General features: G+C 72.3%; 22 protein-coding genes. 8 read left to right on the top strand and 14 right to left on the bottom strand.

Annotation, left to right across the window (positions count from 1 at the left end; genetic code table 11):
- Positions 1 to 17 precede the first annotated feature (17 nt).
- The 3 genes from P8R59_RS04435 (at position 18) to P8R59_RS04425 (ending at position 3,150) form a co-directional block, all read left to right on the top strand.
- On the top strand, positions 18 to 1,271 hold the full coding sequence (locus tag P8R59_RS04435; protein WP_278102910.1) for an Imm61 family immunity protein: 1,254 nt from the start codon (positions 18 to 20) through the stop codon (positions 1,269 to 1,271).
- Between the two features lie 68 nt (positions 1,272 to 1,339).
- Positions 1,340 to 2,350 carry an ATP-binding cassette domain-containing protein gene (locus P8R59_RS04430; RefSeq protein WP_278102909.1) on the top strand — a complete coding sequence of 337 codons (1,011 nt, stop codon included), beginning with the start codon at positions 1,340 to 1,342 and terminating at the stop codon, positions 2,348 to 2,350.
- A complete protein-coding gene (locus P8R59_RS04425; RefSeq protein WP_278102908.1) occupies positions 2,347 to 3,150 on the top strand; it encodes an ABC transporter permease in 804 nt (267 codons plus the stop codon). The genes P8R59_RS04430 and P8R59_RS04425 overlap by 4 nt, the downstream gene beginning before the upstream one ends.
- Here the strand turns inward: P8R59_RS04425 and P8R59_RS04420 are convergent.
- Both P8R59_RS04420 and P8R59_RS04415 read right to left on the bottom strand, forming a co-directional pair.
- Positions 3,147 to 5,978 (bottom strand): ATP-binding protein, encoded by a 2,832-nt coding sequence (locus tag P8R59_RS04420; protein WP_278102907.1) that lies wholly within the window; start codon positions 5,976 to 5,978, stop codon positions 3,147 to 3,149. The genes P8R59_RS04425 and P8R59_RS04420 overlap by 4 nt on opposite strands.
- A 127-nt stretch (positions 5,979 to 6,105) precedes the next feature.
- Positions 6,106 to 7,137: a LacI family DNA-binding transcriptional regulator gene (locus tag P8R59_RS04415; RefSeq protein WP_278102906.1), complete on the bottom strand. Its 1,032-nt coding sequence runs from the start codon at positions 7,135 to 7,137 to the stop codon at positions 6,106 to 6,108.
- A gap of 198 nt (positions 7,138 to 7,335) precedes the next feature.
- On the opposite strand from P8R59_RS04415, the gene P8R59_RS04410 reads away from it, so the two are divergent.
- From P8R59_RS04410 to P8R59_RS04395, 4 genes are read left to right on the top strand one after another with little or no spacing between them, the layout of a single operon-like run.
- Complete coding sequence (locus tag P8R59_RS04410; protein ID WP_278102905.1) at positions 7,336 to 8,595, top strand: MFS transporter; 1,260 nt, start codon at positions 7,336 to 7,338, stop codon at positions 8,593 to 8,595.
- A complete protein-coding gene (locus tag P8R59_RS04405) occupies positions 8,592 to 10,220 on the top strand; it encodes an amidohydrolase (RefSeq protein WP_278102904.1) in 1,629 nt (542 codons plus the stop codon). The genes P8R59_RS04410 and P8R59_RS04405 overlap by 4 nt, the downstream gene beginning before the upstream one ends.
- The gene (locus P8R59_RS04400; RefSeq protein WP_278102903.1) at positions 10,217 to 11,251 is read left to right on the top strand and encodes an agmatine deiminase family protein; all 1,035 of its coding nucleotides are present in this window, start codon (positions 10,217 to 10,219) and stop codon (positions 11,249 to 11,251) included. Before P8R59_RS04405 ends, P8R59_RS04400 begins: the two co-directional genes overlap by 4 nt.
- Positions 11,248 to 12,939: an amidase gene (locus tag P8R59_RS04395; RefSeq protein WP_278102902.1), complete on the top strand. Its 1,692-nt coding sequence runs from the start codon at positions 11,248 to 11,250 to the stop codon at positions 12,937 to 12,939. Before P8R59_RS04400 ends, P8R59_RS04395 begins: the two co-directional genes overlap by 4 nt.
- Before the next feature lie 162 nt (positions 12,940 to 13,101).
- On the opposite strand, the gene P8R59_RS04390 is transcribed toward P8R59_RS04395, so the two are convergent.
- From P8R59_RS04390 to P8R59_RS04340, 11 genes are all read right to left on the bottom strand, one after another.
- Positions 13,102 to 13,464: a hypothetical protein gene (locus tag P8R59_RS04390; RefSeq protein WP_278102901.1), complete on the bottom strand. Its 363-nt coding sequence runs from the start codon at positions 13,462 to 13,464 to the stop codon at positions 13,102 to 13,104.
- Entirely contained in the window at positions 13,454 to 17,614 is a 4,161-nt protein-coding gene (gene eccCa / locus P8R59_RS04385) for a type VII secretion protein EccCa (RefSeq protein WP_278102900.1), read from the bottom strand. Before eccCa ends, P8R59_RS04390 begins: the two co-directional genes overlap by 11 nt.
- Positions 17,611 to 18,435 carry a hypothetical protein gene (locus P8R59_RS04380; protein ID WP_278102899.1) on the bottom strand — a complete coding sequence of 275 codons (825 nt, stop codon included), beginning with the start codon at positions 18,433 to 18,435 and terminating at the stop codon, positions 17,611 to 17,613. Before P8R59_RS04380 ends, eccCa begins: the two co-directional genes overlap by 4 nt.
- Positions 18,432 to 19,781, bottom strand: coding sequence for an EsaB/YukD family protein (locus P8R59_RS04375; protein WP_278102898.1), 1,350 nt, complete (start codon positions 19,779 to 19,781; stop codon positions 18,432 to 18,434). Before P8R59_RS04375 ends, P8R59_RS04380 begins: the two co-directional genes overlap by 4 nt.
- A complete protein-coding gene (locus P8R59_RS04370) occupies positions 19,778 to 20,044 on the bottom strand; it encodes a hypothetical protein (RefSeq protein WP_278102897.1) in 267 nt (88 codons plus the stop codon). Before P8R59_RS04370 ends, P8R59_RS04375 begins: the two co-directional genes overlap by 4 nt.
- Entirely contained in the window at positions 20,044 to 21,117 is a 1,074-nt protein-coding gene (locus tag P8R59_RS04365; protein ID WP_278102896.1) for a DUF6177 family protein, read from the bottom strand. Before P8R59_RS04365 ends, P8R59_RS04370 begins: the two co-directional genes overlap by 1 nt.
- Positions 21,114 to 21,884 (bottom strand): FHA domain-containing protein, encoded by a 771-nt coding sequence (locus P8R59_RS04360; RefSeq protein WP_278102895.1) that lies wholly within the window; start codon positions 21,882 to 21,884, stop codon positions 21,114 to 21,116. Before P8R59_RS04360 ends, P8R59_RS04365 begins: the two co-directional genes overlap by 4 nt.
- 241 nt (positions 21,885 to 22,125) lie before the next feature.
- The gene (locus tag P8R59_RS04355) at positions 22,126 to 22,845 is read right to left on the bottom strand and encodes a hypothetical protein (protein ID WP_278102894.1); all 720 of its coding nucleotides are present in this window, start codon (positions 22,843 to 22,845) and stop codon (positions 22,126 to 22,128) included.
- A 41-nt stretch (positions 22,846 to 22,886) separates the two neighbouring features.
- Complete coding sequence (locus P8R59_RS04350; RefSeq protein ID WP_278102893.1) at positions 22,887 to 23,075, bottom strand: hypothetical protein; 189 nt, start codon at positions 23,073 to 23,075, stop codon at positions 22,887 to 22,889.
- Positions 23,072 to 23,473, bottom strand: a complete 402-nt coding sequence (locus P8R59_RS04345) for a hypothetical protein (protein ID WP_278102892.1) — start codon at positions 23,471 to 23,473, stop codon at positions 23,072 to 23,074. Before P8R59_RS04345 ends, P8R59_RS04350 begins: the two co-directional genes overlap by 4 nt.
- Before the next feature lie 261 nt (positions 23,474 to 23,734).
- Positions 23,735 to 24,379: a TNT domain-containing protein gene (locus tag P8R59_RS04340; RefSeq protein ID WP_278102891.1), complete on the bottom strand. Its 645-nt coding sequence runs from the start codon at positions 24,377 to 24,379 to the stop codon at positions 23,735 to 23,737.
- Positions 24,380 to 24,438: 59 nt separating this feature from the next.
- On the opposite strand from P8R59_RS04340, the gene P8R59_RS04335 reads away from it, so the two are divergent.
- Positions 24,439 to 24,873, top strand: a complete 435-nt coding sequence (locus P8R59_RS04335) for a hypothetical protein (RefSeq protein ID WP_278102890.1) — start codon at positions 24,439 to 24,441, stop codon at positions 24,871 to 24,873.
- On the opposite strand, the gene P8R59_RS04330 is transcribed toward P8R59_RS04335, so the two are convergent.
- On the bottom strand, positions 24,870 to 25,151 hold the full coding sequence (locus tag P8R59_RS04330) for a YrhB domain-containing protein (RefSeq protein WP_278102889.1): 282 nt from the start codon (positions 25,149 to 25,151) through the stop codon (positions 24,870 to 24,872). The genes P8R59_RS04335 and P8R59_RS04330 overlap by 4 nt on opposite strands.
- Positions 25,152 to 25,206 lie beyond the last annotated feature (55 nt).

The raw sequence follows: 25,206 nt of genomic DNA, 5'->3' as shown, positions 1-25,206 counted from the left end.
AATGCAAAGGGAATGGGATGAGAGTGCCGGATCTCGGGCCGATGGGGAGGCTTGCTGCCGAGTTCAGTAGAGCACTCACCGCGGTGTTCGAGAAAGATCAAGAGGGGTTGATCTTCCGCGAACTCGTAGAGGGTGAGCGCCCGTCTTTGCGAGCCACATTCGTGCTGTACGACTTCTGGGAGATCGACTTCTCCTCTGAGCGCGGGATCTTCGGCTTCGGTATCCCATTCCGTGACTCCTCCGTGTCTCTGCTTCTCGGCCCCACGGATACTCTGCGACTCGATGACCTCGAGCGCCTCTTCCATGAACTGGATGAGCGAGTGCGGCTCCGAATCCCCGACAAGTACCTCGCGGCGCGCGAGGCGGGTGACGCCCCTCGAATCGACGGCTCGGCGGGAAAGGGTGCGGCAGAACATGCCCACCGGGTCGTGCGCGCCCTGCGTGACATCCTCGGAACACGGGTCAGTCGTCTCACCGTCCAGGACCTCGTGGACAGCGATGGTCACGTCGAGTTCTCGGTCGTCTTCGAGATCTACAACTACTTCCCGGTCCGGTTCAACTACGATCGCGGCAGTTTCGGATTCGCCATCGTCCACGGCGAGCGCGGGGTGTCCATCACACCCGCGGGCGGGCACTGGCCGCCCTTGTCGGAACTCCCCCTCGTGCTGAGACACCTCGACCGAGAGATCAGATCACGCATCCCGTACGGATTCCTCGAATCCCACGGATGGGCGGAGCCGGTGGCATCCGAGATCGTGCTCGATCCGGCCCTGATCACCTTCGCGGCTCAGGCGGGTTACCGCCCTCACCACGACGTCACGTCCCTCACTCTTGCCAACGCGGGCGGCGAGATCAGATACACCGTCGCGGCGGTGCCGGACGGGTACCTCCTTACCCGGGCGGACCGGGCGGGGGAGCCGGAAGAGCTCATGTGGGCGGTGACGTTGAGCTTCGTCGAAGTGTTCCTCGTCGAGCTCATGTCGCCGAGCATCAGGCATCGTCGGTTGCCGCGTATCTCGCTGCCTCACGGTTGGGACGAGGCCGCGGACGGCTTCGAGCCGTTTCGCGCGGAGGGGCGATGGACGGGACTGCGTCGCGACGGGGTCGCGCTTCCGGTGCGCCTCGTCGACCGGGACATCGTGCATCCGGTGATCGGATACTCCCACCTTCTTGGGGGTTCGCTGCGCGAGGTGATCGACTCTTTCTCGGCCCCCGACGGAGCACCCCTGCTCACGGTGTTCGTGAGGACGGCGCCTGTCGAGCGGCCCTGACAGCGTCGTGACAGCACCACCCCCGCCGTGACAGCGGCGCGACAGAGCCCGCGGCGCATCCTGTCGTCATGACCACCTCATCCACCCGCGTTCCCGCGGTGCGAGCCGAAGGGCTCGTCAAGACGTTCGGCTCGAACAGGGCCGTCGACGGCGTCGACCTCGTCGTCGAAGCCGGGACCGTCTACGGCGTTCTCGGCCCCAACGGTGCCGGCAAGACCACCACCATCAGCATGCTGACGACGCTGCTGCGTCCCGACGGCGGGCGGGCCGAGATCTTCGGCCACGACGTCGTCAAGGACGCGCACATCGTGCGGCAGCTCATCGGCCTCACCGGGCAGTTCGCCTCGGTCGACGAGAAACTCTCGGCCACCGAGAACCTCATCATCTTCGCCCGCCTGCTCGGGCTGTCGCGGGCCGATGCCCGCCGCAAGTCCACCGAGCTCCTCGAGGAGTTCGGCCTCACCGAGGCGGCATCCCGTCCGCTGGCGAAGTTCTCCGGCGGCATGCGCCGTCGCCTCGACCTCGCGGCATCCCTCATCGCCCAACCGCCGCTCATCTTCCTCGACGAGCCGACGACGGGCCTCGACCCCCGCACCCGCGGGCAGATGTGGGACACGATCCGGCGGCTGGTCTCGACCGGCTCCACCGTCGTGCTCACGACGCAGTACCTCGACGAGGCCGACCAGCTCGCCGGCCGCATCGCCGTGATCGACCGCGGACGCGTCGTCGCCGAGGGCACGGCGCTCGAGCTCAAGGCATCCGTCGGTCAGGCGTCGCTGGTGCTGCGCCTGCAGCCGGGCTCCGACCTCGAGGTCGCCCGAGCGACCATCGCGCGGGTCCTGAATGCCACGGCCGTCGTTTCTCCAGAGGCGGCGCGCCTCACGGTGCCGATGTCCGACCCCGACGAGGTCACCGATCTGCTGGTGGCCTTCCGCGCGGCCGGCGTGCACCTGAGCGAGTTCAGCGTGCAGCAGCCGACCCTCGACGAGGTGTTCCTCACGCTCACCGGCAGCGGAGTGCCGGCCGACGACGACGCGGCGCGCGAAACCGCCGCCGACCTGGAAGGAGTCCGCTCATGACCGCGATCACGATCGCCCGCGATCTGCCCCGCACCGCGGGGCTGGGTCAAACGTTCCGCAACACCCTCACCATGGCCTGGCGCGGACTGTTGAAGATCCGCCGCACCCCCGAGCAGCTCATCGACGTCACGGTGCAGCCGATCCTGTTCACCCTGATGTTCACGTACATCTTCGGCGGCGCGATCGCCGGCGACGTCGCGAGCTACCTGCCGATCATCATCCCCGGCATCCTCGTGCAGACCGTCATCACGACCTCGGTCGTGACGGGCGTGCAGCTGCGCGAGGACATGGACAAGGGCGTGTTCGACCGGTTCCGGTCGCTGCCGATCGCGCGCATCGCACCGCTGTCGGGAGCGCTGCTCGCCGACACGGTCCGCTACGCGATCGCGACGACGCTGACGTTCACGATGGGCTTCATCATGGGCTTCCGGCCCGCCGGTGGCCTCGGTGCGGTCGTGCTCGCCGGCATCCTGGTCATCGTCTGCTCGTGGGCGATCAGCTGGATCTTCGCGTTCTTCGGCGTGATCGCGCGGACCGCGTCGAGCGTGCAGGGCGTTTCGATCCTGATCCTGTTCCCGCTCACGTTCCTCTCGAACGCCTTCGTGCCCTCGAACACGATGCCCTCGTGGCTGCAGTGGTTCGTCGACATCAACCCGGTGTCGCACGTGGTCACCGCGGTCCGCGATCTCGTGAACTCCGGGACGCTCGGCTCGGACGCCGTCCTGTCGCTGGTCGGCGCGGCCGTCATCGTGGCGGTGTTCGCGCCGCTGACGGTGCGCGCCTACATGCGGAAGGCCTAGTCGAGCAGCGCCAGGAGCACGTCGGCATCCACTTCTCCCAGAGGGATGCCGGGCGCGGATGCCGGAGCCTCTCCGGTGTCCGCGCTCAGGCGTTCGTCGACCCAGCGCCGGAACGGATCGCGTTCGTCCGCCGCGCCGCGGACGGCTTCGGCCCGGGCCAGCGCTTCGCGCGCGACGTCGGGGCGGCCCGACGCGGCGCTCCATCCGGCGACGGCGACGAGGACGGCCGCGACGATCGGGTGGTCGTGCGACCGGACCGCGAGGGGCAGCGCTTCCCGGAGGGCGGCGCGGGCTTCATCGAGGCGGTCGAGGAGGATGAGCGCCTGCGCGCGCTGCGCGCCCGCCCACGCCGTGATCTGGTCGGGGAACCCTGGTTCGAGGCGGATCGCCTGCGACTGGCGCAGAGCCGCCACGCCGTCTCCCGCCGAGATCTCGACCTGGGCCGCGGCCATCCGCGCCTGGGAGAGGGCGCGGACCGAGCCGTCGGCGGCGGCGACCGCCTCCATGTCGGCCGCGCGCGTGCGTGCGTCGTCGAGCCGGCCGAGCCGGAGCAGGATGCCGACGGACTGCGCCCGCATCTGCAGGAGGTCGGACACCGACGACAGGCCGTCCACGATCCGGGCGGCGTCGTCGCTCACGACCAGCGCGTCCTCGAGTCGACCCGCGAGGATGAGCCACTCGGACCGCAGCTGACTGGCGATGCCCGTGCCCCACGGGTCTCCCACCTCGCTGAAGATGCGCAGCGCCCGCTCGCTCTCGACGCCGAGGGCCGCCGCGTCGCCGGCGTTCTGCGCGGCGCCGGCGCGCAGCATGTGGAGCGTCGCGCGCGACCACGGGGGCGCCGACGTGATCTCGTCGTCCGAGACATCGACGTGCCACGCGCGGCCGGCCGGTGAGCCGTGCGCCTGCAGCACGGTCTCGGCGAGGCGGAGGAGCGGGGCCACCAGGACGGTGACCTCGGAGGGATGACGGGATGCCGCCTGTTCGAGCGCGAGGCGCCGGGCCCGGAATCGCGCGGGATCGAACGTCGGAGTCTCGCCCGGTTCGGGGAACGCATCGGAGAACAGCGCCAGCGATTCGATCACGACGCCCGGCTCGTCGTCGAGCGGTGCGTCCGGATCGGCGAAAGCTGCGAGGGCGGGGCGCAGTTCCTCGACGCGTTCGCGCACCGCCCACGCCCAGAGCAGCGCGCGCAGCAGCCGCCGGCCCGGTCGCCGGTCCGGGCCGACCGTGCGCGTGCGCAGCGCGGACGACAGGTTCTCCTCGTTGGCGTCGAACCACGCGAGCCCGGCCCGCAGACCCGGTCCGCGCATCGTGCTCTCGCGCTCGGCGGCGAGGACGGTGAGCACGTCGGCCGCCCGCTCGCGGAACTTGGTCTCGGCGCCCTCGGCGCGCAGCCGGTCGAGCCCGTACTCGCGGACCGTCTCGAGCAGCCGGAACCGTCCGTCGCGCCGCACGAGCAGTGAGCGGTCCACGAGGGCGTCGAACACCGTGGCATCCACCCCGAAGGCGTCGGCGATCGCGTCGGCGTCACCGCTGCCGATCCCGTCGGGGAACACCGACGACGCGCGCAGGGCCACCCGCTCGGCGTCGGTGAGCGTGTCCCAGCTCCAGTCGATGAGGGCGCGGAGCGTGCGGTGACGGCCGGGGCTGAGGCGCGGACCGTTCGCGAGCAGCGCGAAGCGGTCGCTGAGGCCCGCGTCGATCTCGGCGAACGTGAGGGTGCGCGCACGGGCCGCGGCCAACTCGATCGCGAGGGGGAGGCCGTCGAGGCGCTGCACGATGCTCGTCGCTGTCTCGCGCTCGTCGGGGGAGGGCGGGATGCCGCGCGCCGAGCGGACGCGCCGGGCGAACAGCTCGTCGGCGTCGAGGGCGGGCAGGGGGCCGAGGTCGACGAACGCTTCGCCGACGACGCCCAGCGGTTCGCGGCTCGTCGCGAGGATCCGCAGGCCCGGCGTGCGGAGAAGCAGCGTCTGTGCGACTTCGGCGGCCTCGCGGATCACGTGCTCGCAGTTGTCGAGGACGACGACCACGTCGCGCCCGGCGACGGCCTCGAGCACGCGCTCGCGCGGCGACATCGGCGGGGTCGTGGTCGTCTCGTTCAGCCGGATGCCGTGTCCGACAGCGCCCGCGAGGGCAGCCCAGACCTCTCCGGCGGCGGCCGGCGCGAGCTCGACGACCAGGACGTCAGGGGTGGCGCGCACGGTCTTGAGTGCGAGCGTGGTCTTGCCGGCTCCGCCCGGTCCGATGATCGTGACGAGGCGGTCGGTGCCGAGGCGATCGCGGATCGCCCCCAGCTCGGCCGCGCGACCGACGAGCCCGGCGATCGCGGCGGGGACCCTCGCGGCCTCCGGGGCGGGGGGAGGGGATGCCACGACCAGACGTTCCGCGTGTCCGCGGTCCTGCCACAGGTCGCGCACGAGCCAGTCGAAGCCGTCGTGCGGGATCCACGGGTCGCCGGTCCACAGCGCGAGCGCGTCGCGGGCGAGCGCGGGGTCGCCGTCCGCGCGGGCCGCCGCGACGAGATCCTGGAACCGCGTGATGTCGACGGCGTCGCGCGCGAGGTCGAGCCGGTAGCCGCCCGGAACCGACGCGAGCATCCCGTCGGGGAGGGCCCGGCGCAGGCGGGATGCCAGCGACTGCAGAGCTGCGCGGGGATCATCCGGGGAGTCGGAGGGCCACACGTCGTCGGCGAGGGCCCGGTATCCGACGGTGGTCCCGGCGTCGACGGCGAGACGCAGCAGCAGCGCCTGCTGCCCGCGTCCGGGGATCGCTCCCTCGTCCGCGCCCGACGACACGGAGAGGCCGCCGAAGAACCTCACCTGCACGGTGTTCACTCTAGGTCGCGCGGCGTCCCGGCCGCGTGGCGGGGGGTCGGTCGCGGCGCCGGTCGGGGTGCCCGACCCGCGAGACTGCATCCGCGTGACGAACCCACTGCAGCGTGCAGTGGCCTTGTCAGCCGGATGCAGTCTCGGCGATTCGGCGACCGGGACCGCCCGGCGAGGTGCTGTCGCGCACGAGGAGTCGCGGCTGGACGGCGCGGACGCGGTCGTGGGGTTCGGCATCCCACACCTCCGCGAGCAGCGCGACGCAGGTCGCGCCGACGTCGCGGGGCTCGAGGTCGAACGACGTGACGCTGGGTGTGAGCAGTCCGTGCAGGGGCTCGTCGACGTACGCGGCCAGGAGCAGGTCTTCCCCGACGCGCCGGCCCGCGCGCAGGGCGGAGTCCAGGGCCGGAGCCGCAGATCCGCTCGGGACGACGACGACCGCGTCGACCTCCGCGACGGTCAGCAGGTCGTCGACGGCCGCCGTGACCTCGGCCGCCGTGGGGATGAACCCGATGCGGCGCGACAGCGGTTCGTCGCCGCGCCCCGCGGTCCACGCGACGTACGCGTCCGCCACGTCCCGGCTCCACACGGTTCCGTCCGGCGGCAGTACGGCGGCGATCCGGTGCGCGCCGGCGGCGGCGAGATGGTCGAGCAGTCGGGTCGTCGCCGTGACGTGGTCGTAGACGACGCTCCCGCTGACCCGTTCGTCGCCGCCGAGCACGTGCTCGCCGCTCACGACCGGTCGCCCCGCGTCGAGGATGCCCCGGATGCCGGCATCCTCGGTCGTGGCATCCACGACGATGTACCCGTCGACGAAGGCGGTCGGCGGGGAGGCGTCGTCGGTGTCGCGATGGGGCAGCAGGATGACGGAGAGTCCGAGGCGGTCGGCGGCATCCACGACGCCGAAGGCGAACTCGGTGTAGTACGGCAGCCGGGTCGATCCGGGCGGCAGGTACAGCCCGATCGCCCCGTACCGGGAGGTGCGGAGGCTGCGGGCGGGGACGTTGACCGTGTACCCGAGCTCGCGCGCGGCGGCGAGCACCCGGTCCTTCGTCTCGGGCGAGACGCCCGGCTTGTCGCGCAGGGCGAAGGACACCGCCGCGATCGACACGCCCGCGGCAGCGGCCACGTCGTGGAGCGTCGGCTTGCGGGGGGTCACGGGAGCCGACGCTACCCGAACCGGGAAACCCGCCCTTGCGCGATGCGCTACTTAAACGTTTAATGATCTCGAAACACGACGGGCGCGAGAACCGAAACACCCGGTCTCTAGCCTCGGCCTCATCCGGTTGCGATCGACGACGATCCGCCCGGGGCCCCATTCCACTCGCCGGTCTCCCGGCACCCTCGAAAGGTCCTCGTGTCCTCCACCACCCGCGACACCGCGACGACCGTCGCCGTCGGCTCCTCCCGCGTCCCGCTCCGATTCCCCACGGCCGGCTCGACGTTCATCGTCGGCATCGCCGGCTACCTCGGCGTCAACCTGTCGCCGTACATGATCATCGCCGTGCAGACGGGCCTCGGCGCCGACGTGCTCACCGCCAGCTGGCTCGTCACCGGCGCCCTCCTCCTCACCGCCCTCACGGGGCTGGCGGTCGCGCCGCTGTGCGCCGGTCGCTCGCGCCGCACCGTGGCGCGCGCCGGCCTCGCACTCGCGGTCGTCGGCTTCGGCCTGGCGGCGCTCGTTCCCGCGCTGCTCCTCCCCGGTCTGCTGGTCGGGGGAGTCGGCGCGGGTGGGGCGGTCGCCGCCTCCGGTGCCGCGATCGCGGCCTTCCGCAACCCCGACCGCGTCGCGGGCTTCTACGGTCTCGCCAACCGCGGCATCATCACGGTCGTCCTCGCGGTCGTGCCGCTCATCGGACTCGCCCCGATCGACGTCTTCGGCTCGATGGCGGTGTTCAGCCTCGTCGCTCTCGCACTCGTGACGTGGCTGCCCGGCGCCCCGGCGGCCCCCGTGCAAGCGGCAGCCACGGCGGGGGCGGCCGTCCCGCTCGAGGTGCCGGCCACCGGGACGCTCCGTTCGGCCGCCAAGCCCTCCCGCACGGTGACCATCGCGGGCTTCACGCTCCTGATCGTGTTCGCCCTGTGGGCCGCGAGCGAGGACTCGCTGTGGGCGATGGTCGGCGTCATGGGGGCCGACCAGGCGGGTCTCACACCCGAGGGGCTCGGCGTCGCCCTGTCGGGTGCGACGGCCGGCGGCCTGATCGCCTCGGTCGGGCTGATGATCGTCGGTGATCGTCTGGGACGCGGCATCCCGCTCATCGTTCTGCTGGTGCTCGGTGGCATCCTGAAGATCGTGCAGGGATACGTCACCGACCCTACCCTGTTCGTCGTGGTCTTCATCGTTTGGAACACCACCTACGCCCTCGTCTTCGCGTTCTTCGTCTCGACCTCGGCCGCCCTGGACGCGGACGGGCGGTGGTCGGGTCCGCTGCTGGCGACGTATCTGGTGGGGTCGGCGCTCACCCCGGTCATCGGCGCCAACCTCGCGTCCGGGCTCGGATACCAGGGCTTCACGATGACGCTCGCGATCGCGAGCTTCGTACTCGCCGTGCCGGCCGGCATCATCGGTCTGCTCTCGCGGCGGCTCGAGCGCCAGGCGGCCGAGGTGTCGGCATGACCCGCACGCTCTTCCGGGGCGGCCGGATCTTCACGGCCGACACCGACCCCACCCGACAGTGGACGGATGCCCTCACGATCGAGGGCGAGACGATCGTCGCGATCGGCGCCGACGCGGCGGTCGGCGCGGACGAGGTCGTCGACCTCGACGGAGCGCTCGTGCTCCCCGGATTCTCCGATGCGCACACGCACCTGCTCATGATGGGCCAGTCGCTCGGCCAGGTCGCCCTGACCGACGCGCGCACCCTCGACGGCATCCAGGTTCTCCTGCGCGAGGCCCGCGCCGCCGATCCTGACGCCGCGGTGCTCCGCGGACGCGGGTGGCTGTTCGATTCGGTGCCGGGCGGTGCGCCGACCGCGGCGATGATCGACGCCGTCGTCTCCGACGTGCCGGTCTACCTGGATGCCAACGACTACCACTCCTGCTGGGTGAACTCCGCCGCACTGGCCGAGCTCGGCATCACGCGCGACACCCCCGATCCCCTGGGCGGCGAGATCGGCCGCGACGCCGACGGCGAACCGAACGGGATGCTGTTCGAGACGGCGGCGGTGCAGTACGCGTGGGCGCAGCGCGACGCCTCGACCACGGATGCCGAGCGCGACGATGCCGTGGAACGGATGCTCGCCGCGTACGCCGCCGCCGGGGTGACGGGCGTTGTCGACATGGCGTTCGACGAGCACGGTCTCGCCGCGATCGAGCGGGCCGTCGAGCGGCACGGCGGGCGCCTGCCGTTGCGGGTGTCGGCGCACTGGTTGCTGGAGAACACCGGCGAGGTCGAACGCAACCTCGCTCAGCTCGACCGGGTCGTCGAGCTCGCCCGACGCCCCGCCTCGCCGTGGCTGCGGGTCGTGGGCGTGAAGCTCATCCTCGACGGCGTGATCGACGCGTGCACCGCGGCGATGGGCGCGCCGTACGCCGACGGCTCGAACGCCGATCCGATCTGGCCGCTGCGCGATCTCGCGCCGGTCGTGGCCGCCGCCGACGCCGCGGGGCTGCAGATCGCGATGCATGCGATCGGGGATGCCGCGAGCGACGCCGCCCTCACCGCGATCGAGCGGGCGATCGAGGCGAACGGCGACCTCCCGCGTCGGCACCGCCTCGAGCACCTGGAGTACGCGGCGCCCGGCACGGCCGAGCGCATGGCGCGGCTCGGGGTGACGGCATCCCTCCAGCCCGTCCACGCCGACCCGGCGATCTTCGCCAACTGGGCGGCGATGCTCGGCGACGAGCGGGTGGAACGGGCGTTCCCGTGGCCCGAGTACGAGCGGGCGGGGGCGCTCGTGGCGTTCTCGACCGACGCTCCCACCGCCCCCTACGACGCGCTGGCGAACATGTACGTCGCGGCGACGCGGGCCTCGGCCCTCGACCCGTCGGTGCCGGCCGTGCACCCCCAGTACGCGCTGCCGCTCGCCGACGCGATCGGACACGCGACCCGGGATGCCGCGGCCTCGGTCGGCGACGCCGACTGGCGCGGTCGCCTGGCACCCGGCTATGCCGCCGACCTTGTGGTGATCGACACCGACCCGTTCACCGAGGGCGCGGCATCCCTGCTCACCGCCCGACCGGTGAGGACGATGGTGGCAGGACGCGAGACGTTCGCCGCCGCACGAGAGGACACCCGATGACCTGGCGCATGCCGTCCGAGACGGCCCCGCACACCCGCACGTGGATGGCGTTCCCGAGCGAGGGTCCGACCCTCGGCGAGACGGATGCCGAGCGCGAGGCGGGCTACGCCGCGTGGACCGCGGTCGCCCACGCCGTCGCCGACTTCGAGCCGGTGTCGATGCTCGTCGACCCGTCCGAGCTCGCTCGCGCCCGCCGCCTGCTGTCGAGCGAGATCGAGGTGGTGGAGGCGCCGGTCGACGAGTTCTGGATGCGGGACTCCGGTCCGACGTTCGTCGTCGACCCCGAGCGCCCCGGCGCCCTCGGGGCCGTGGACTGGATCTTCAACGGCTGGGGCGACCACGACTGGTCGGTGTGGCAGAAAGCTGCGCACCACGGCCGGATCATCGCTGAGGCCACCGGCGCCGAGCTCGTCCCGTCGCTGCTCGTGAACGAGGGCGGCGGCATCCACGTCGACGGTGAGGGCACCGTCCTGCTCACCGAGACCGTGCAGCTCGACCCGCGCCGCAACCGGTACGCGACCCGGGAGCGGGTCGAGGCCGAGATGCTCCGCACGCTCGGCGCGACGCACGCCGTATGGCTGCCGCGCGGCCTCACCCGCGACTACGGCGACTTCGGCACCAGCGGACACGTCGACATCGTCGCGACGATCCCCTCGCCCGGCGTGGTGCTCCTCCACGACCAGCGCAACGCCGCGCACCCCGACCACGCGGTCACCCGCGAGTTGCGCGCCTTCCTCGAGACGCAGACGGATGCCGCGGGCCGTCCGTTCGACATCCGCGACCTGCCCGCGCCGGCCACCATCCGCGACGCCGAGGGCGACACGGACTGGAGCTACGTGAACCACCTCGTCGTGAACGGCGGCGTGATCGCCTGCGGCTTCGGTGAAGACGAAGCGGATGCCACGGCCCGTGGCATCCTCGAGGAGGTCTACCCGGGTCGCCGGGTCGTGACCGTCGACGCCCGCGAGATCTTCGCGCGCGGCGGCGGCATCCACTGCATCACCCAGCAGCAGCCGGAGGTGTCCGCATGATCGATGTGGTCGAGGCATCCATCGCCGATCTCGCCGCCGCCCTCGCCGAGGGGCGCACCACCGCCGTCGAGCTGGTCGAGGCACACCTCGCGCGCATCGACGCGTACGACGGCCCCGACACCGAGACGAAGCTCAACGCCGTCGTGGTTCGGAACCCCGACGCGCTCGCCGAGGCGCAGGCGTCGGATGCGCGCCGCGCCGCCGGTCACGCGCGGGGGCTGCTCGACGGCATCCCGTACACCGCCAAGGACAGCTACATGGTGCGCGGCCTCACGGTCGCGGCCGGGAGCCCGGCGTTCGCCGACCTCGTCGCGACCGACGACGCGTTCACGATCGCGCGGCTGCGCGAGGCCGGTGCCATCTGCCTGGGACTCACGAACATGCCCCCGATGGCCAACGGCGGCATGCAACGCGGGCAGTACGGCCGGGCCGAGAGCCCGTACAACGCCGACTTCCTGACATCGGCGTTCGCGTCCGGCTCGTCCAACGGCTCGGGCACGGCGACCGCGGCGTCGTTCGGCGTCTTCGGCCTGGGTGAGGAGACGTGGTCGAGCGGCCGCGCGCCCGCGGCCTGCAACGGGCTGTGCGCGTACACGCCGTCGCGGGGCATGATCTCGGTGCGCGGCAACTGGCCGCTCGTGCCGACCATGGACGTCGTCGTGCCGCACACCCGCTCGATGGCCGACCTGCTCGCCGTGCTCGACGTGATCGTCGCCGACGACCCCGAGACGCGCGGCGACTTCTGGCGCGCGCAGCCGTGGGTTGCGCTCCCCACGGTGGACGAGGTGCGGCCGCCGTCGTTCGCCGCGCTCGCCGGCCGCCCGTCGCTGAAGGGCAAGCGCATCGGCATCCCGCGCATGTTCCTCGGCGATGATCCGCTGGCGGGGACCGGAACCCGCGGCGTCGGCGGGCCGACCGGTGAGCCGATCGAGCTGCGCCCGTCGCTGCGCGAGCTGTTCGACATCGCCCGCGCGGATCTCGAAGCCGCGGGCGCGATCGTGGTCGACTGCGACTTCCCGCTCGTGAGCAACTACGAGGGCGATCGTCCCGGTGCGCCGACGATCCGGACGCGGGGTCTGGTGTCGGACGAGTTCCTGCACCGCGAGATCGTCGACCTGTCGGCGTGGGCGTGGGACGACTTCCTTCGCGCCACCGGCCACCCGGGCCTGGCCACGGTGGACGGCGCGGCGATCTTCCCGCACCCCGAGGGAGCGCTGCCCGACCGGTACACCGGTTTCGACGACGACATCCCTCTCTACCCCTCGCACGTTCGCGAGCATCCGGTCGGTTCGTTCTTCGAGATCCCAGCGCTCGCCGAGGGGGTGCGCGGTCTCGAGGAGACCCGGCGTCGCGATCTGGAGGAGTGGATGGATGCCAACGGCTTCGCCGCCGTGGTCTTCCCCACGCTCAGCGACGTGGCGCCCGCCGACGCCGACGTCAACGAGGCGTCGGCCGACATCGCGTGGCGCAACGGCGTGTGGGTCGCGACGGGCAACCTCGCGATCCGCCACTGCGGTGTGCCGACGGTGACCGTGCCGCTCGGGACGATGCCCGACATCGGGATGCCGGCGGGTGTGACGTTCGCGGGCCGCGCGTACGACGATGCGGCGTTGCTGTCGATGGCGGCGGCGTTCGAGGCGCTGCGCCCGCGGCGGACGGTGCCCCCGCGGACTCCGGCGCTGGGGTAGCGGGCTGCGAGGCCGACGCGGGTGTTGGGCGCCGCGTTCGGCGGCGTTGTCGGGGTTTGGGGCGCGATTCGCGCATTGGGGCGTGTATTGCGCGCCCCAATGCGCGGAATGCGCCCCAAACCGCGTGGGCCGCGCCCGCGCGGCGAGCCCCGTGGGTGAAGCTCAGCCCAGGTGGGCCGCCACACCCCCGCGCGCGGCGGCCGCAGCTTCGAGCAACCGCACGCCGATGACGCCCTCGGGCTCCCACGTCACGAAGCAGTCCGTCGACCAGCGGGCGTCGGTGGCCACCTCGACCGCGCCGTAGACCCGGGCGAGTTCCGCGGGGGGCGGCGTCAGTCGGGGGCGGAGGACGGTGAGAACCACGCGCTCGGCCACGACCACCTGAGCGGCTGCGCCGTCGTCGCGGGGGCGGATCTCGACCTCGGTCGCCGCAAGTTCCTCGGGAGTCAGCACCGTCGAGACCGCCTCGGCCAGGGCCTCGATGTCGACCGGTTCGCGCGTGAACGCGACGCTGTTACGGGGCACGGTTGTCTCTCCTCCGTCGGGTCAGCGGCTGGTCCTCGCCGCTCGATGCCGCTGCGGGACCCCGCGCGGCGACCACCTCGCGGGTCGCCTCGTCGACGTCGTCACTCGGCGGCGTGGCGGCAGCCGGTGCGGAAGCAGCGGCCGAGGGTGCCACCTCCCGCGTCGCCTCGTCCACGGCATCCGCCCCACCGGCATCCACCTCAGGCTCCGCCTCCGCCGGCGCGCCCACCGTCGAAGCACCCGCGGCATCACCCTCGCCGGCGACGAAGTTCGCCACCTGTACGAGGGTCGGACGCTCGCCGCGGCGCGCCAGACGGCCACGTCCGGCGATCATCGGCTCGGCATAGAGCTTGGGCAGCAGCGCGCCCTCGGAGCGGTCGCCCGACATGATCAGCGCCGTGCCGCCGGTGTCGCGGATGCCCTGCAGCGCCACGTCGAACATCGCGCGCGAGGCTCCCGCGACCGGGCGGCTCACGACGACGTTCAGCCGCAGGTCGCGCGACGACGCCAGGTACGGCAGGAGCGGGCGCAGCGGCTCGGTGCCGCCGGCGGCGAGGATGTCGAAGTCGTCGGCGATCACGAGGATCCGCGGACCCGCGTCGCGATCGTTCGCGCGCTTCTCGAGCTCGACCGCGATCGATTCGGCCAGCAGCCGCCCCTGCCGACCCGACGACGCGTGACCGCCGAGGTAGGCATCCGGGATCTCCGCCGCCAGCTCGCCGCGCGCGTCCATCAGGGCGACGACCAGCTCTTCCGCCGAATGCCGGTCGATCGCGCCCTGCACGATGCCGCGCAGCAGCGTCGTCTTGCCGCAGCGGCTGTCGCCGAGCACGAGCAGGTGCGGGTCGCGCGTGACGAGGTCGAGCGACACCGGCTGCATCGTGTCCTGACGCAGGCCCAGGGGCACGGCATCCGGTTCGTCGATCGCGTCGGGCAGCTCGGCCGGCGACAGCACCTCGGGCAGCAGCCGGATGGGCGCCGCGCCCTGACCGCCCCAGCGGGCCGCGCTCTCGCGCGCGAGCTGTTCGAGCGCCTCGCCGGTGTCGCCGTCGTCGACCTCTTCGAGCAGCGGCAGCGCGATCTGCGCGAACAGCTTCTCGTCGGTCAGCACGCGACCGGGCTCGTCGGCGCGGAGCGTCTGCGAGAGCTTCCGCGCGATCTGCGAGTCGGCGGGGTCGTTGAGCTTCAGCTCGAGGCGGGTGCCGATGAGTCCCTGCAGGTTCATGCGCAGTTCGTTCCAGCGCGACAGGGCGACGACGACGTGGATGCCGAAGCTGCCGCCGCGTTCGAGCAGCTGCCCAAGCGGTGTCTCGAGGTCTTCGAAGTCCTGCCGCAGCGCCCCGAGCCCGTCGACGAGCAGCACGACGTCGGCGCTCGGCAGGTCGGGGAGGCGGCCGTCGGCGTGCTGGCGGCGCATGTCGGCGAGCGAGTCGAGGCCCTGGTCGCGGAAAACGCGCTCGCGGACGGCGAGCATGCCGGTGAGCTCCTCGAGCAGACGCGTGAGCCGCTCGCGGTTGCCGCGCGTCGCGACGCCACCGACGTGCGGGAACGGCTCGATGCGGGCGAGCCCGCCGCCGGTGAGGTCCATGCCGTAGATGCTCACCTGGCGCGGCGAGTGCGTGAACGACAGGGATGCCGCGAGCGTGCGCAGGAACATCGAGCGCCCCGACTGCGGCGCACCGGTGATCGACACGTGGCCGCCCGAGCGCGTGAGATCGAGCATCCACGGCGACTGCGTCTGCTTCGACGGGTCGTCGAGGAGGCCCATCGGCGCGCGGAGCGTCCCGGCCCCGTCGGCCTGCGGCAGCACGCCGCCGAGGGTCAGCACGGGCGGGAGCGGCGGCAGCCACACCGGACGCGTGCGGGCGATGCCGCGCGCGAGCCTCGAGGTCGCCGCCTGCACGAGCGTGCGACCGGTGGTCGGGGTCTCGGGCTCGGCGCTGTCGAGCTGCTCGGCCTCGGGCGAATCCTCGGGCAGGTCGTACGCGGGCAGGCGCAGCACCGGCGGGGCATCGTCGTGCCGTGGACCGGACTCGACCGGGTCGGGCACCGGGCCCGACACGTACCCGGCGCGGAACCGCGTGTAGACCGACGTGTCGACCTTGAGGTAACCGAACCCGGGGATCGCCGGCAGGTGGAACGCGTCGGGGGTGTCGAGCACCACGGCCGACTCCGACTCGGAGAACGTGCGGAGGCCGATCCGGTACGACAGATACGTGTCGAGTCCGCGGAGGCGTCCGCCCTCGATCCGCTGGCTGGACAGCAGCAGGTGCACGCCGATCGAGCGGCCGATGCGCCCGATCGTCAGCAGCAGCTCCACGAAATCGGGCTCCGCCGTTAGCAGCTCGCCGAACTCGTCGATCACGAGGAACAGGTGCGGCAGCGCCGGCAGCTCGGGGCGATCGCGGCGCATCTGCCGGTAGTGACCGATGGATGCCGCGTTCCCGGCATCCTTCAACAGGCGCTGCCGGCGCACGACCTCGCCCTGGATGCTCGCGCGGGCGCGTTCGGTCAGCTGCGGGTCGTCGGCGAGGTTGTCGATGATGCCCGCGACGTGCGGGAGCCGGGAGAACGGCGCGAACGCCGCACCGCCCTTGTAGTCGACGAGGATCATGCTGAGGTCGTCGGGCGCGTGCGTGAGCGCGAGGCCCAGGATGAGCGTGCGCAGCAGCTCGCTCTTGCCCGAACCGGTCGCGCCGATGCAGATGCCGTGCGGCCCCATGCCGAGCTGCGCGGACTCCTTCAGGTCGAGCAGCACGGGGCCGCCCTGGTCGTCGACGCCGATCGGCACGCGCAGGAACTCCGCGGCACTGCGCGTGCGCCACGCGGCCGAGGTGTCGATGGCATCCACGTCGGCGACGCCGAGGAGCTGCGTCACGTCGGGGGCGAGCGCGGTGCCGGAGTCCTGCGCGGAGGTGCGCGTGAGCCGGAGCCCCGCGAGCGGGCGCGCCACGACGTCGAGCGCGGCGGGCGTCACGGGATCGATCCGGATGCCACTCACCGCCGCCTCACCCGTTCCCGGGGTCTCCACCGTCGCGGTGCCGTTCTCGACGGTCACGCGGACGGCGACCGACGTGGGCTCCTTCAGACGGTCGTCGACGAGGTGCACGACCGTGACGCCGAGGGCGGCGAGGTCGAGGGCGGCATCCAGGCGGGGAACGGGGGACGCGGCGTGATCGGCCTCGTCGACGAAGATCACCAGGCGCCCGGGCTTGGTCTTACGACCCGCGCGGCGCGACGCGGCGGCGGTCGCGACGCGGTCGCGCAACTCGTCGCGCAGCAGCGACAGCAGCTCGGGGAGGCTCGGCGCGATACGTCGGGCGGTGACCGCACCGGCGGGCGGGGTGTCTCCGGAGAGATGGGGCAGCAGATCGAGGCCGTGCCAGTCGTCGCGCTGGCCGGGCGCGATGGCCGCGGCGATGTGCACGTCGTCGGGGGAGTGGAACGCCGCGATCTGCGCCGCGAGGGCACGCGCGACGCGAAGGGTGTCGCCGCGCGCCCCGACGAGCGAGACCTGGCCGCCGCGCTCGAGGTCGACGGTCGCGGGCATGCCCTGCGCGATCCCGGCCAGGCGCACCATGCGCTCGGCGGATTCGCGCATCACGGGGTCGAACGGCTGCACGGGGTTCTGCTCGGGCGGGAGGGCCACCTCGACCGCGCGCAGGTCGCCCGTGCCGATGCGGACGCGGAGGAAATCGGCATCTCCCGGTCGACGCTCCCAGCGCCGGGCGGGGTCCGCGGCGATCTCGACGAGCGTGCCGGGGGAGGGGTGGAGCGCGAGGGCTGCGGTGCGCTGCGCGTCGGCGGTCTCGCGCACGGCCTCGCGTGTCTCCTCGAGGTAGTCGAGGTAGCGCTCGCGCTGCACGCGGCGCTGCCTCGCGGCGTTGCCGCGCTGCGTGAGGGCCATGCCGAGGCCGCCGACGAGCGCGACGACGAGGATGACCGCGCCCACCACGACCATGATCGGGTTGTTGCGCAGCAGCACGATCATCGTGATCGACGACAGGCTGCCGACGATCGGCAGCAGCGACTGCAGCGGGAAGCCCGTCGCGCCCTCGCCGATCGGCGGCGGCGGCGCGAGGATCACGTCGGCCGCGGGCTCGACGGCTTCGCTGATGCGCGCGGGCCGGTGGACGATGCGGACGGTCATGCGGTCCTCCCCGTGGCGGCGCGTGCCCGCGCGGCGCTTCCGCCGGCGGCGACGAGCGCGGCGGCCAGCTGCACGACGGCGAGCTGCGTCGCCGAGCGGCGCGCGTCACCCCCTGCGGCCAGGCCCGCATCGAACGGCACCGCCACGACCGGGTGGTCGGAGCCGGTCGCCAGGGCGCGGGCGACCCCGTCGCCCTCCCGGGCGTGATCCACCAGCGTCAGCACGACGGACGGCGACTCGGGCAGCCCCGCGATCGCGTCCATCACCGAACGTGCGTGCTCGGCCGGGGAACGGCGGGCGTCGCCCACGAGGCAGACGACATCGCACAGGGCGGCGCACGCGGCGAGGTCGACCAGCGGATGCCGCGCCCCGAAGTCGGTGACCGACACGTCGAAGAACCGGGCGATCGGCGCTGCCTCGCCGAGCCACGCGCCCACGGCGTCGTCCGCGTCGCGCGGGCGCAGTGCCACGACACCGTCGCGCACCTCGAGACCGGAGAGCGCCTCCGCCGTCGTCCGAGCCGACGCGCGGGTGTCGTCCGGCGGAACCGACCCGGCGCCGAGTCGCTCGGCGAGACCGGGCGCGCCCGAGGAGACGTCCACCGCGAGCACCGGTTCGCTGCGGCGCGCGGCGACCGCGCGCACCAACTGATGGGCGACCGTGCTCGTCCCGGCGCCGGGCGACAGCGACACCACGCCGACACGGCGCGTCGTCGACAGGCCGCCCCGGATCGCGGCATCCCACGAGGTCAGCTCGGTGCGGGCGTTCGCGCCGCTGCCGAACACCGCGGTCGCGAGCGCCCGCAGGTCGAGCACGGTCACGACCGGCCGCCGAACATCCCGAGCAGCTCGGCGTAGATGCCGAGGGTGCCCACGAGCAGCGGCAGCAGCGCCACCACCGCGAGCGTCTCGAGGACGTTGCCGAGACCCCGCAGGCGCGCGCGCACGTGCGGACGCGGCCGCACCAGCACCATCGTCGCGATCAGCGCGGCGACGACGACCGCGACGCCCGCGCCGATCCAACCACCACCGCCCACGAGCAGCACGGTGAGACCCGCCGCGGCGATCGCGCCGGCCGCCGCCCACAGCAACCAGCCCTGCCAGCGCAGCGGGAACGCCCGGGTGCGGAGCGCCGCGACCAGGAAGAACGCGAGGGCCAGCAGCTCGGTCCAGATCGTCCCCGACAGTGCGAGCACGACACCGGTCACACCCAGGACGGATGCCACCGCCCCCACGCTCCACGTCAACGACGCGTAGGCCTCGTCGATCGCGGCGAACGCCCGCGGCCGGGCGGGCGGCGAACCCGCGGCCGCGCGCTGGTCGAGGTCGGTCAGCCCCGCCGACGACAGGGCGATCCAGGGCAGCGGACCGGTGGCGAACGCGGCGACGACGCCGGCGACGGCCGAGGCCGAGACGGCATCCACCCCCGCCAGGAGAAGCCCGAGGAGGATCGAGGCGAGCACCGCGCCGAGGGCCCCGCCCGCTGCGGCGCCGCGACGGCGGTGCGCGACGCCGACGCCGAGCAGCGCGACGGTGGCTCCGGTCGCGAGGGCTGCGGCGATGCCGGCGAGGATCGACGCGTCGGTGGCGTGACCCGTCGACGACAGGGCGCCGATCGTGGCGCTGCCGACGGGGAGAGCGAGACCGGCAGCAGCCGCCGCCACGCACGTGGACAGACGCCGGAGGCCGCCCAGCCCCAGACCCGTCGCGATCGCGGCGAGCACCACGGCGGTCGCGAGCAGCGCGAACGCCGCGAGGGCCGGCGACGACCACGGCGAGAGCCACCCGGCGACCGCGAACGCCCCGGCGATCCCGGAGGCCCCGGCGATCGTGCGCGCCCGGTCGTCCCAGCGGTCGGGGCGGGCGTCGTGCGCGTCGGCGGCCGCGTCGGTGACGTCGATCACGACGGGCGGCGGGGGCGCGGCATCCAGGCGGACCAGGCGCACCAGCGTGCCGTCGGACAGGTCGAGCTGCTGCGGGGTCAGCGCGATGTCGATCTGCTCGCCGTCGGGCGCGATCACGGCGAGCGGGCGCGCCACCGTGCCGGCGGTCTCGCCGAGGAGGTCGAGCAGACGCGGGATCGCGGCGCCCACGGGCTCGCCGCTCGGGACGACGACCTCGGCCCGGCGTTCGGATCCCGCGACGGTCAGACGGGTGTAGATGCTCACGGGGTCACGGCTCCGGTGGGGGTCTGGACGGTCGAGGTCGTGGCCGCCTGCTGCGCGCGTTCGGTCAGCAGCTGCGAGACGAACGAGACGCCGACGCACGCGGCGCACGCGATTGCGGCGACGACGACCGAGCCCATCAGACGCTTCATGTGGTCGTTGACGGTGCGGCGCTCGCCGATGTGGCCGTAGACGAGCGCGGCGCCCAGGCGCATGCGCTGGATCTTCGCCTGCTCGATGAGGACGGTGTCCCGCTGGTCGGGCATCAGCGCACTCCTTCCGAGACGCGCAGCTGCGCGCGCACGTGCGGGGCGAGGTTCAGCAGCTCGCCGAGGCGTTCGGGGTCGAGGGTCGACAGGACGTCGTTGAGGCGCCCCCACCCGCCGCCGTCCGTCGAACCGAGCGGCAGCAGGACCCCTGGCAGCCGCGGGCTGCCGACCGTGGTGCCGCCGACCTCGTCGATCCACCGCTTCGCGTCGATGCCCAGCGCCCGGATGCCGACGGGCCCGATGAGCAGCGCGAGCGGTTCGGGCTGGGGGGATGCCGTGGCCCGCCGCGCCAGGTCGGGAGCCCCGATCGCGGCGAAGGAGATGCCGATGAGGGGGAGGCCGACGGTCGCGGCGCGGGCCAGGAGTTCGCGCGCCTCCGCCGTGGCCGTCGCCCCGGACTCGCGCCCGACACCCGGCACCGCCGCCCACACGCGCGTGGTCTCTTCCAGACCCTCGCTCGTGCGGCCGACCTGGACGGTCGAGAGCACCGCGCGGTCCCCGCCGCCGACCGCGACCCAGTGGCTGTCGAGCGGGACGCGCCGCCGCGACCGCTCGGTCAGATCGTCGCGGTCCCACGGCGCGAGCAGAGGCTCGACCGCACCCCACGCCGTCGGCTCGGCGCCGCTGAAGAGGGCGACCGCGGCTTCGGCGACGCCGCCGAGGCGGACCGGACGCGTCACCCGGTGCCGCGTCGACACCGTCGCCACGACCTGCAGAGTGGATGCCACCTGCGCCCGGACGAAGAGCGGATGGACGTTGTCGGTGGTCGGCGACACGGCGGTGAGCGCATCGGCGGGGGCGTCCAGGCGAACACCGGTGCGGGCGTCGTACAAGCCGTCGGTGCGCGTGCGCACGACCCAGCGGCCCTGGACGGCCGACAGCACCTGCGCTAGCGGCTGGGTCATGCGCGAGAACTCGCTCGACACGATGATCGGCCGCAGCCCCTGACTCGCGGTCTTGTGCAGGAAGTCGCTCATCGCTGTGGTGAGCGCGACGATCGGCGTACGCGTCTCGGTGCCGGCCCACCCGGGGCCGGCCGCGTCGAGGAGGGGGTGTGCAACGGTGCTCATGCGGCATCCCGGACGGTCAGGGTGCGGTCACCGATCTCGAGGACGACATCGGTGGGCACGGGCGTGCGCTGGTGGGGAAGAAGAGGAGTGGAGGCGCCCGCGCCGCGGACGAACGTGCCGTTGGTCGAGCCGAGGTCGGTGACCCACATCTGGCGTCCGTCCCACTCGAGGCGCACGTGCGACTTCGAAAGCGTGCGCGACATGTCGGCCCAGCGGTACACCTCGGCCGGCGCATCGGCCGGAGCCGACGGGTCGCGGCCGAGGACCAGCGCGGTGTCGAGCGTGAGGCGCTCGCCCGAGTCGAGCAGCAGCGTCGGCACCATGCCGCGGCGCGCGCGGCTCGGCGTCGGGGCTACGGCCTCGGGGAACTGGAACGCCGCGATCGCCGGGGCGAACGGGTCGCGGCCGCGGCGCACGTCGAACATGGCGAGCTTGCCGGATGCCAGGGCCCACAGCGCTCCGGCACCCGCAGCCGCACCGGTCGTGCGGCGGACGATCCGCGCGTCGACGGTGGCCACGCCGACCGTGCGGCCGGTTCGGCCAAGCAGCCACACCGCGACCGCGAGGAGCGCGAGCGCCGCGAGGACGAAGACCCAGCCGAGGGCGGGTTGGCCGGCGACGATGACGATGATCCCGGCCGCCAGCAGCGCCACGGGCATGACGACATCCAGTGCCACGGCTCCGACGATCTGACCTCCGCGGGCGCGCTCGGTGAACACGAGCGGATCGACGTCGGCCAGGCGCAGTGGATCGTGCGTGCTCGTCATCGGGCCCCCTCCCTCGACCTTCCACCCTATGCGGGTCGGTCCGACGGCGCCCGTTCGGGCCCTCTCTTGCGTGGATAACCCGCGGGGCGGCAGAATTATCCGCTCACCGGCGGGTCAGTGGGCTTCTGCCACGTCCGGACGCTGCTGCTGAGCGAAGCCGCGACAGGAAGTTCTCGAGCGCCGGACCTTCCTCCGTCAACTCACGGTGCCCCTGCGGGGGCGGCGAGCACTTCTTCAGGGATCACGGGACCTCCTCGCTCCGGCCGAACTCGGCGCGGATATCCGTCCACGCCAGCTGTGCGATCCAACTGAATCGAGCCGCATCCAGGTCGCTCGCAAAGCGCCAGCGGACTCGCCGGTATGTGTCGGTCAGCATGGGGAGTCGTGTCGTTTCCACTTGCACCCTCTCGACCTCGTCCGGCGACACCAGCGCCGACCATCCGCCGTTCTGATTATCCGTAGGTCCCGCCGCGATCGCGGTCGAAGGCTCGATGCCGTCGTACCGGATCATCACCATTCCACGGCTGAGGCCGCGCCTCATGCGCGCACCCATGATGGAACGGTGATCGATACTCAGTTGCTCGACCAGTGGGCCGCGCGTGCGGGCCTGGCACCTCAATGCCGTCCCGAGGCCCAGATGGCCTGGGGCGATTTCGAAGTCGCTTTCGGGATACGAGAAAAGGGTGACTGCTTCGAGGTCATTTCTGTCAACCGTGGGCATTGGGTCGTGGATGGCGCCACGTCGTCGCGAGACTCCGCCGTCGCGATGCTCCTCGCACGATTCGGTCAGCTCTGGCGATCTTTCGACGGTTTGCATGATCCCTTCCCGGCGGGGCCTGCGGCTGGCTCGCGGGTCAGCCCCGTTGCCGAGGGGCATCTCGCCCAGGTGAACGGGGAACAGGGGGTCTTCCGACGTGAAGAGGATGCCCGCGTCTTCACGCACGTCGCCGATCGACCCCACGACGATATCGCTGCACTGATGACGACCCTCTGACGCCGCGGTCAGCGCTCGCTCCCCGTCAGGCGTGCGATCCGGCCGTCGACGTCGTCGAGCGCGTCGAGGGCTTCGACCGCGGGGCCGAGAATGACCCGCGGGATGCCGTCATCCTCGGTCGAACGGGCGAGGAAGCGAATCGCGACTGCTTCCGCTTCCTCGGCGGTGAGAGGCGGCGTCTTGCCGTCCGGCGTCATACGTCCCCCTCAGTCGATGATTCGGTCGGCGGCTGTTGAGCAGACCAGCCGTGAGCAGCCAGGAACTTGTCCGGGATTCGCAGGCGAGCCGCGGTGAGGAGGTCGTCGACCGCCTTCGCGATCCGGACGCGGCCGTGGTCGAAGTGCACGTCCGTGAGCTTGAGGAGCGAAACGCGGCGAGACCCGTAGTCGACGCTGAAGCCGCCCCATCCACGGTCGTAGAAGAAAGCAACCGGCAAGAAATCGTAGAGATCGAACTCCAACGTGAGCCAGGGGGTCGGGCTGTCCCGGATCTCGGTGACCGCGGCGCCGTCCGCGACATCTCCGCGGGAACGCAACTCCAGGACGAGTCGGCGCGCCAACTGTTCCATGGAATCTCTCGTCTGTCCTTCGTCCATGCCACGTTCCTTTCCGATCCCATCCGCGGTGCGTGCTGTCGGCTCTGTCTATCCGTTGCGCAGCGCACGGAGCGCCGCCGGCGGGACCTCTATCGTTCCCGGAGCGCCGGGATTCACGGCCATCCCCACACTGTCAGCTGCGCCGTGCATCGAGGCACGGGCGGGGATGACGACCGCGGCTCGGCCGGTACTGGATTCTGCCGGGACCCGGTCGGCCGCGGCGCGTCATCGCTTCGAGCTCACGGCGGGGTCGTTGAACGTTCACGCTGTCGGTGCCTCCGCGGACGCGGTGAGCCGGGTGAGTCGCCCCTCACGCACGAGATCACGAATGCCGACCCCGGGCTCGATGACGGAGAAGCGAAGGCCGCCGCCCGGGCGTCCGAACCACGGGGCGACTCGCTGCACCTCGAACCGGATCGTCGTCGCGGTCACGAACTCGTGGAGGGGCTGATTCAGCGCCGACACGGGCAGTGAGCGTGCCTCGAAGGACGTTCCTGCGGGGAAGAGCAGGAAGCCGTCGAGTGCCCCGATGCGGTCGAGGAGGAGACCCGCGGGGGCATCGATCACGAGAGGATTCTCGGCACGCGCCAGCAGGTCGAGCACGTGGGGCGCCGCCCAGTCCAGGAGACGTTCGCGCTCGTCCGCAACGATGACCGTTGCCGGGGGGAGGGGGCTGAGGAGGTACGCGTACAGCGCCGACTGGATCTCCTCAGCAGTTGCACGTGCCAGCAACGGGCGCGCTTGGCCGTAGTCGAGCGTGTCGAGAACCCAGCCGTGCCCGGGAGTCTCGACGACGCGGAGAGCCCCCTCCCACGGCGACGTCTCGTCTCCGGGGAGCACGACGGACTCCGCGGGGATGGCTGCTTCATCGAGCCTCAGACGGACGTGGTGCCAGTCAACGGTCATGGGCGTGCCTCTCGGTCGACAGCGCGAGGTGTTCCGGCGCCGCGGGGGATGATGGATCGATGGACGGTAGCGAGACCCTCGAGATGTGGGCGCGCCGGGCCGGATTCCCCACACCGCTGCGCCCCGGTGAGGCCACACGAGGGTGGTGGAACCCGGAGACCGCGTTGGCGGTTCGCCGCACCGCCGATTCCACGTGGCACGTGGACATCGAGAATCGCGGCTCTCGGACGACGGAGGCGGTCCTCGAAACGGAGGAGGACGCGAATCGTTTCCTCCTCATGCGGTTCGGGGTGCTCTGGCGACTTGAGCAGGGACTCGAGGACTGTTTCCCCGCCCGGGCTGATCCCAGCGTCGTGATCACCGAAGAAGGCTCCGTGTACTCGGTCCGGTGGAACGGTCGGCGCGCCGCGATCGCGGGTAAACGCCAGGCGATCCGATACAGCCATGTCGTCGACGAACCGCTCGCCCTCATCAGCGCACGCCTCATGAGCTAACCGGCTGCGGCGAGGCGAGCCATCTGCGCATCGACGGGTTCTGCGCTCGACAGCGTGAAAACGGCGTCCCCGTTCTTCGGGATCACATAGGGGCCGTTGCCGGCCAGCGCCTGGAAGACATCGCCGTGAACGGCGAACGCCTCGGATTGATAGCCCTGCACCCACCACGCGCCGTAGTCGAGGGTCTCTCCCACGAGGACGCACCGCACGCCGCCGCGGTCTGCGGCGTGACGCAGGGCCTGACGCACGAGCTCACGGGCGGCCTCTGCGTCGATCATCTCAGCCTCGCCTCGTGACGTTCAGACCGGTGCTGGTGTATCGGGGAGTGGATGC

Origin of the sequence: Microbacterium proteolyticum (assembly GCF_029639405.1) — a bacterium.
Taxonomy (GTDB): domain Bacteria; phylum Actinomycetota; class Actinomycetes; order Actinomycetales; family Microbacteriaceae; genus Microbacterium.
Note: the sequence above shows the minus strand (reverse complement) of the source record. Positions and strands in the feature narration are given on the sequence as shown.

Coding starts and splice junctions, on each gene's coding strand:
- P8R59_RS04435 (WP_278102910.1), top strand. CDS start 18: ATGAGAGTGCCGGATCTCGGGCCGATGGGGAGGCTTGCTGCCGAGTTC.
- P8R59_RS04430 (WP_278102909.1), top strand. CDS start 1,340: ATGACCACCTCATCCACCCGCGTTCCCGCGGTGCGAGCCGAAGGGCTC.
- P8R59_RS04425 (WP_278102908.1), top strand. CDS start 2,347: ATGACCGCGATCACGATCGCCCGCGATCTGCCCCGCACCGCGGGGCTG.
- P8R59_RS04405 (WP_278102904.1), top strand. CDS start 8,592: ATGACCCGCACGCTCTTCCGGGGCGGCCGGATCTTCACGGCCGACACC.
- P8R59_RS04400 (WP_278102903.1), top strand. CDS start 10,217: ATGACCTGGCGCATGCCGTCCGAGACGGCCCCGCACACCCGCACGTGG.
- P8R59_RS04395 (WP_278102902.1), top strand. CDS start 11,248: ATGATCGATGTGGTCGAGGCATCCATCGCCGATCTCGCCGCCGCCCTC.
- eccCa (WP_278102900.1), bottom strand. CDS start 17,614: ATGACCGTCCGCATCGTCCACCGGCCCGCGCGCATCAGCGAAGCCGTC.
- P8R59_RS04370 (WP_278102897.1), bottom strand. CDS start 20,044: ATGCCCGACCAGCGGGACACCGTCCTCATCGAGCAGGCGAAGATCCAG.
- P8R59_RS04365 (WP_278102896.1), bottom strand. CDS start 21,117: ATGAGCACCGTTGCACACCCCCTCCTCGACGCGGCCGGCCCCGGGTGG.
- P8R59_RS04360 (WP_278102895.1), bottom strand. CDS start 21,884: ATGACGAGCACGCACGATCCACTGCGCCTGGCCGACGTCGATCCGCTC.
- P8R59_RS04350 (WP_278102893.1), bottom strand. CDS start 23,075: ATGACGCCGGACGGCAAGACGCCGCCTCTCACCGCCGAGGAAGCGGAA.
- P8R59_RS04345 (WP_278102892.1), bottom strand. CDS start 23,473: ATGGACGAAGGACAGACGAGAGATTCCATGGAACAGTTGGCGCGCCGA.
- P8R59_RS04340 (WP_278102891.1), bottom strand. CDS start 24,379: ATGACCGTTGACTGGCACCACGTCCGTCTGAGGCTCGATGAAGCAGCC.
- P8R59_RS04335 (WP_278102890.1), top strand. CDS start 24,439: ATGGACGGTAGCGAGACCCTCGAGATGTGGGCGCGCCGGGCCGGATTC.
- P8R59_RS04330 (WP_278102889.1), bottom strand. CDS start 25,151: ATGATCGACGCAGAGGCCGCCCGTGAGCTCGTGCGTCAGGCCCTGCGT.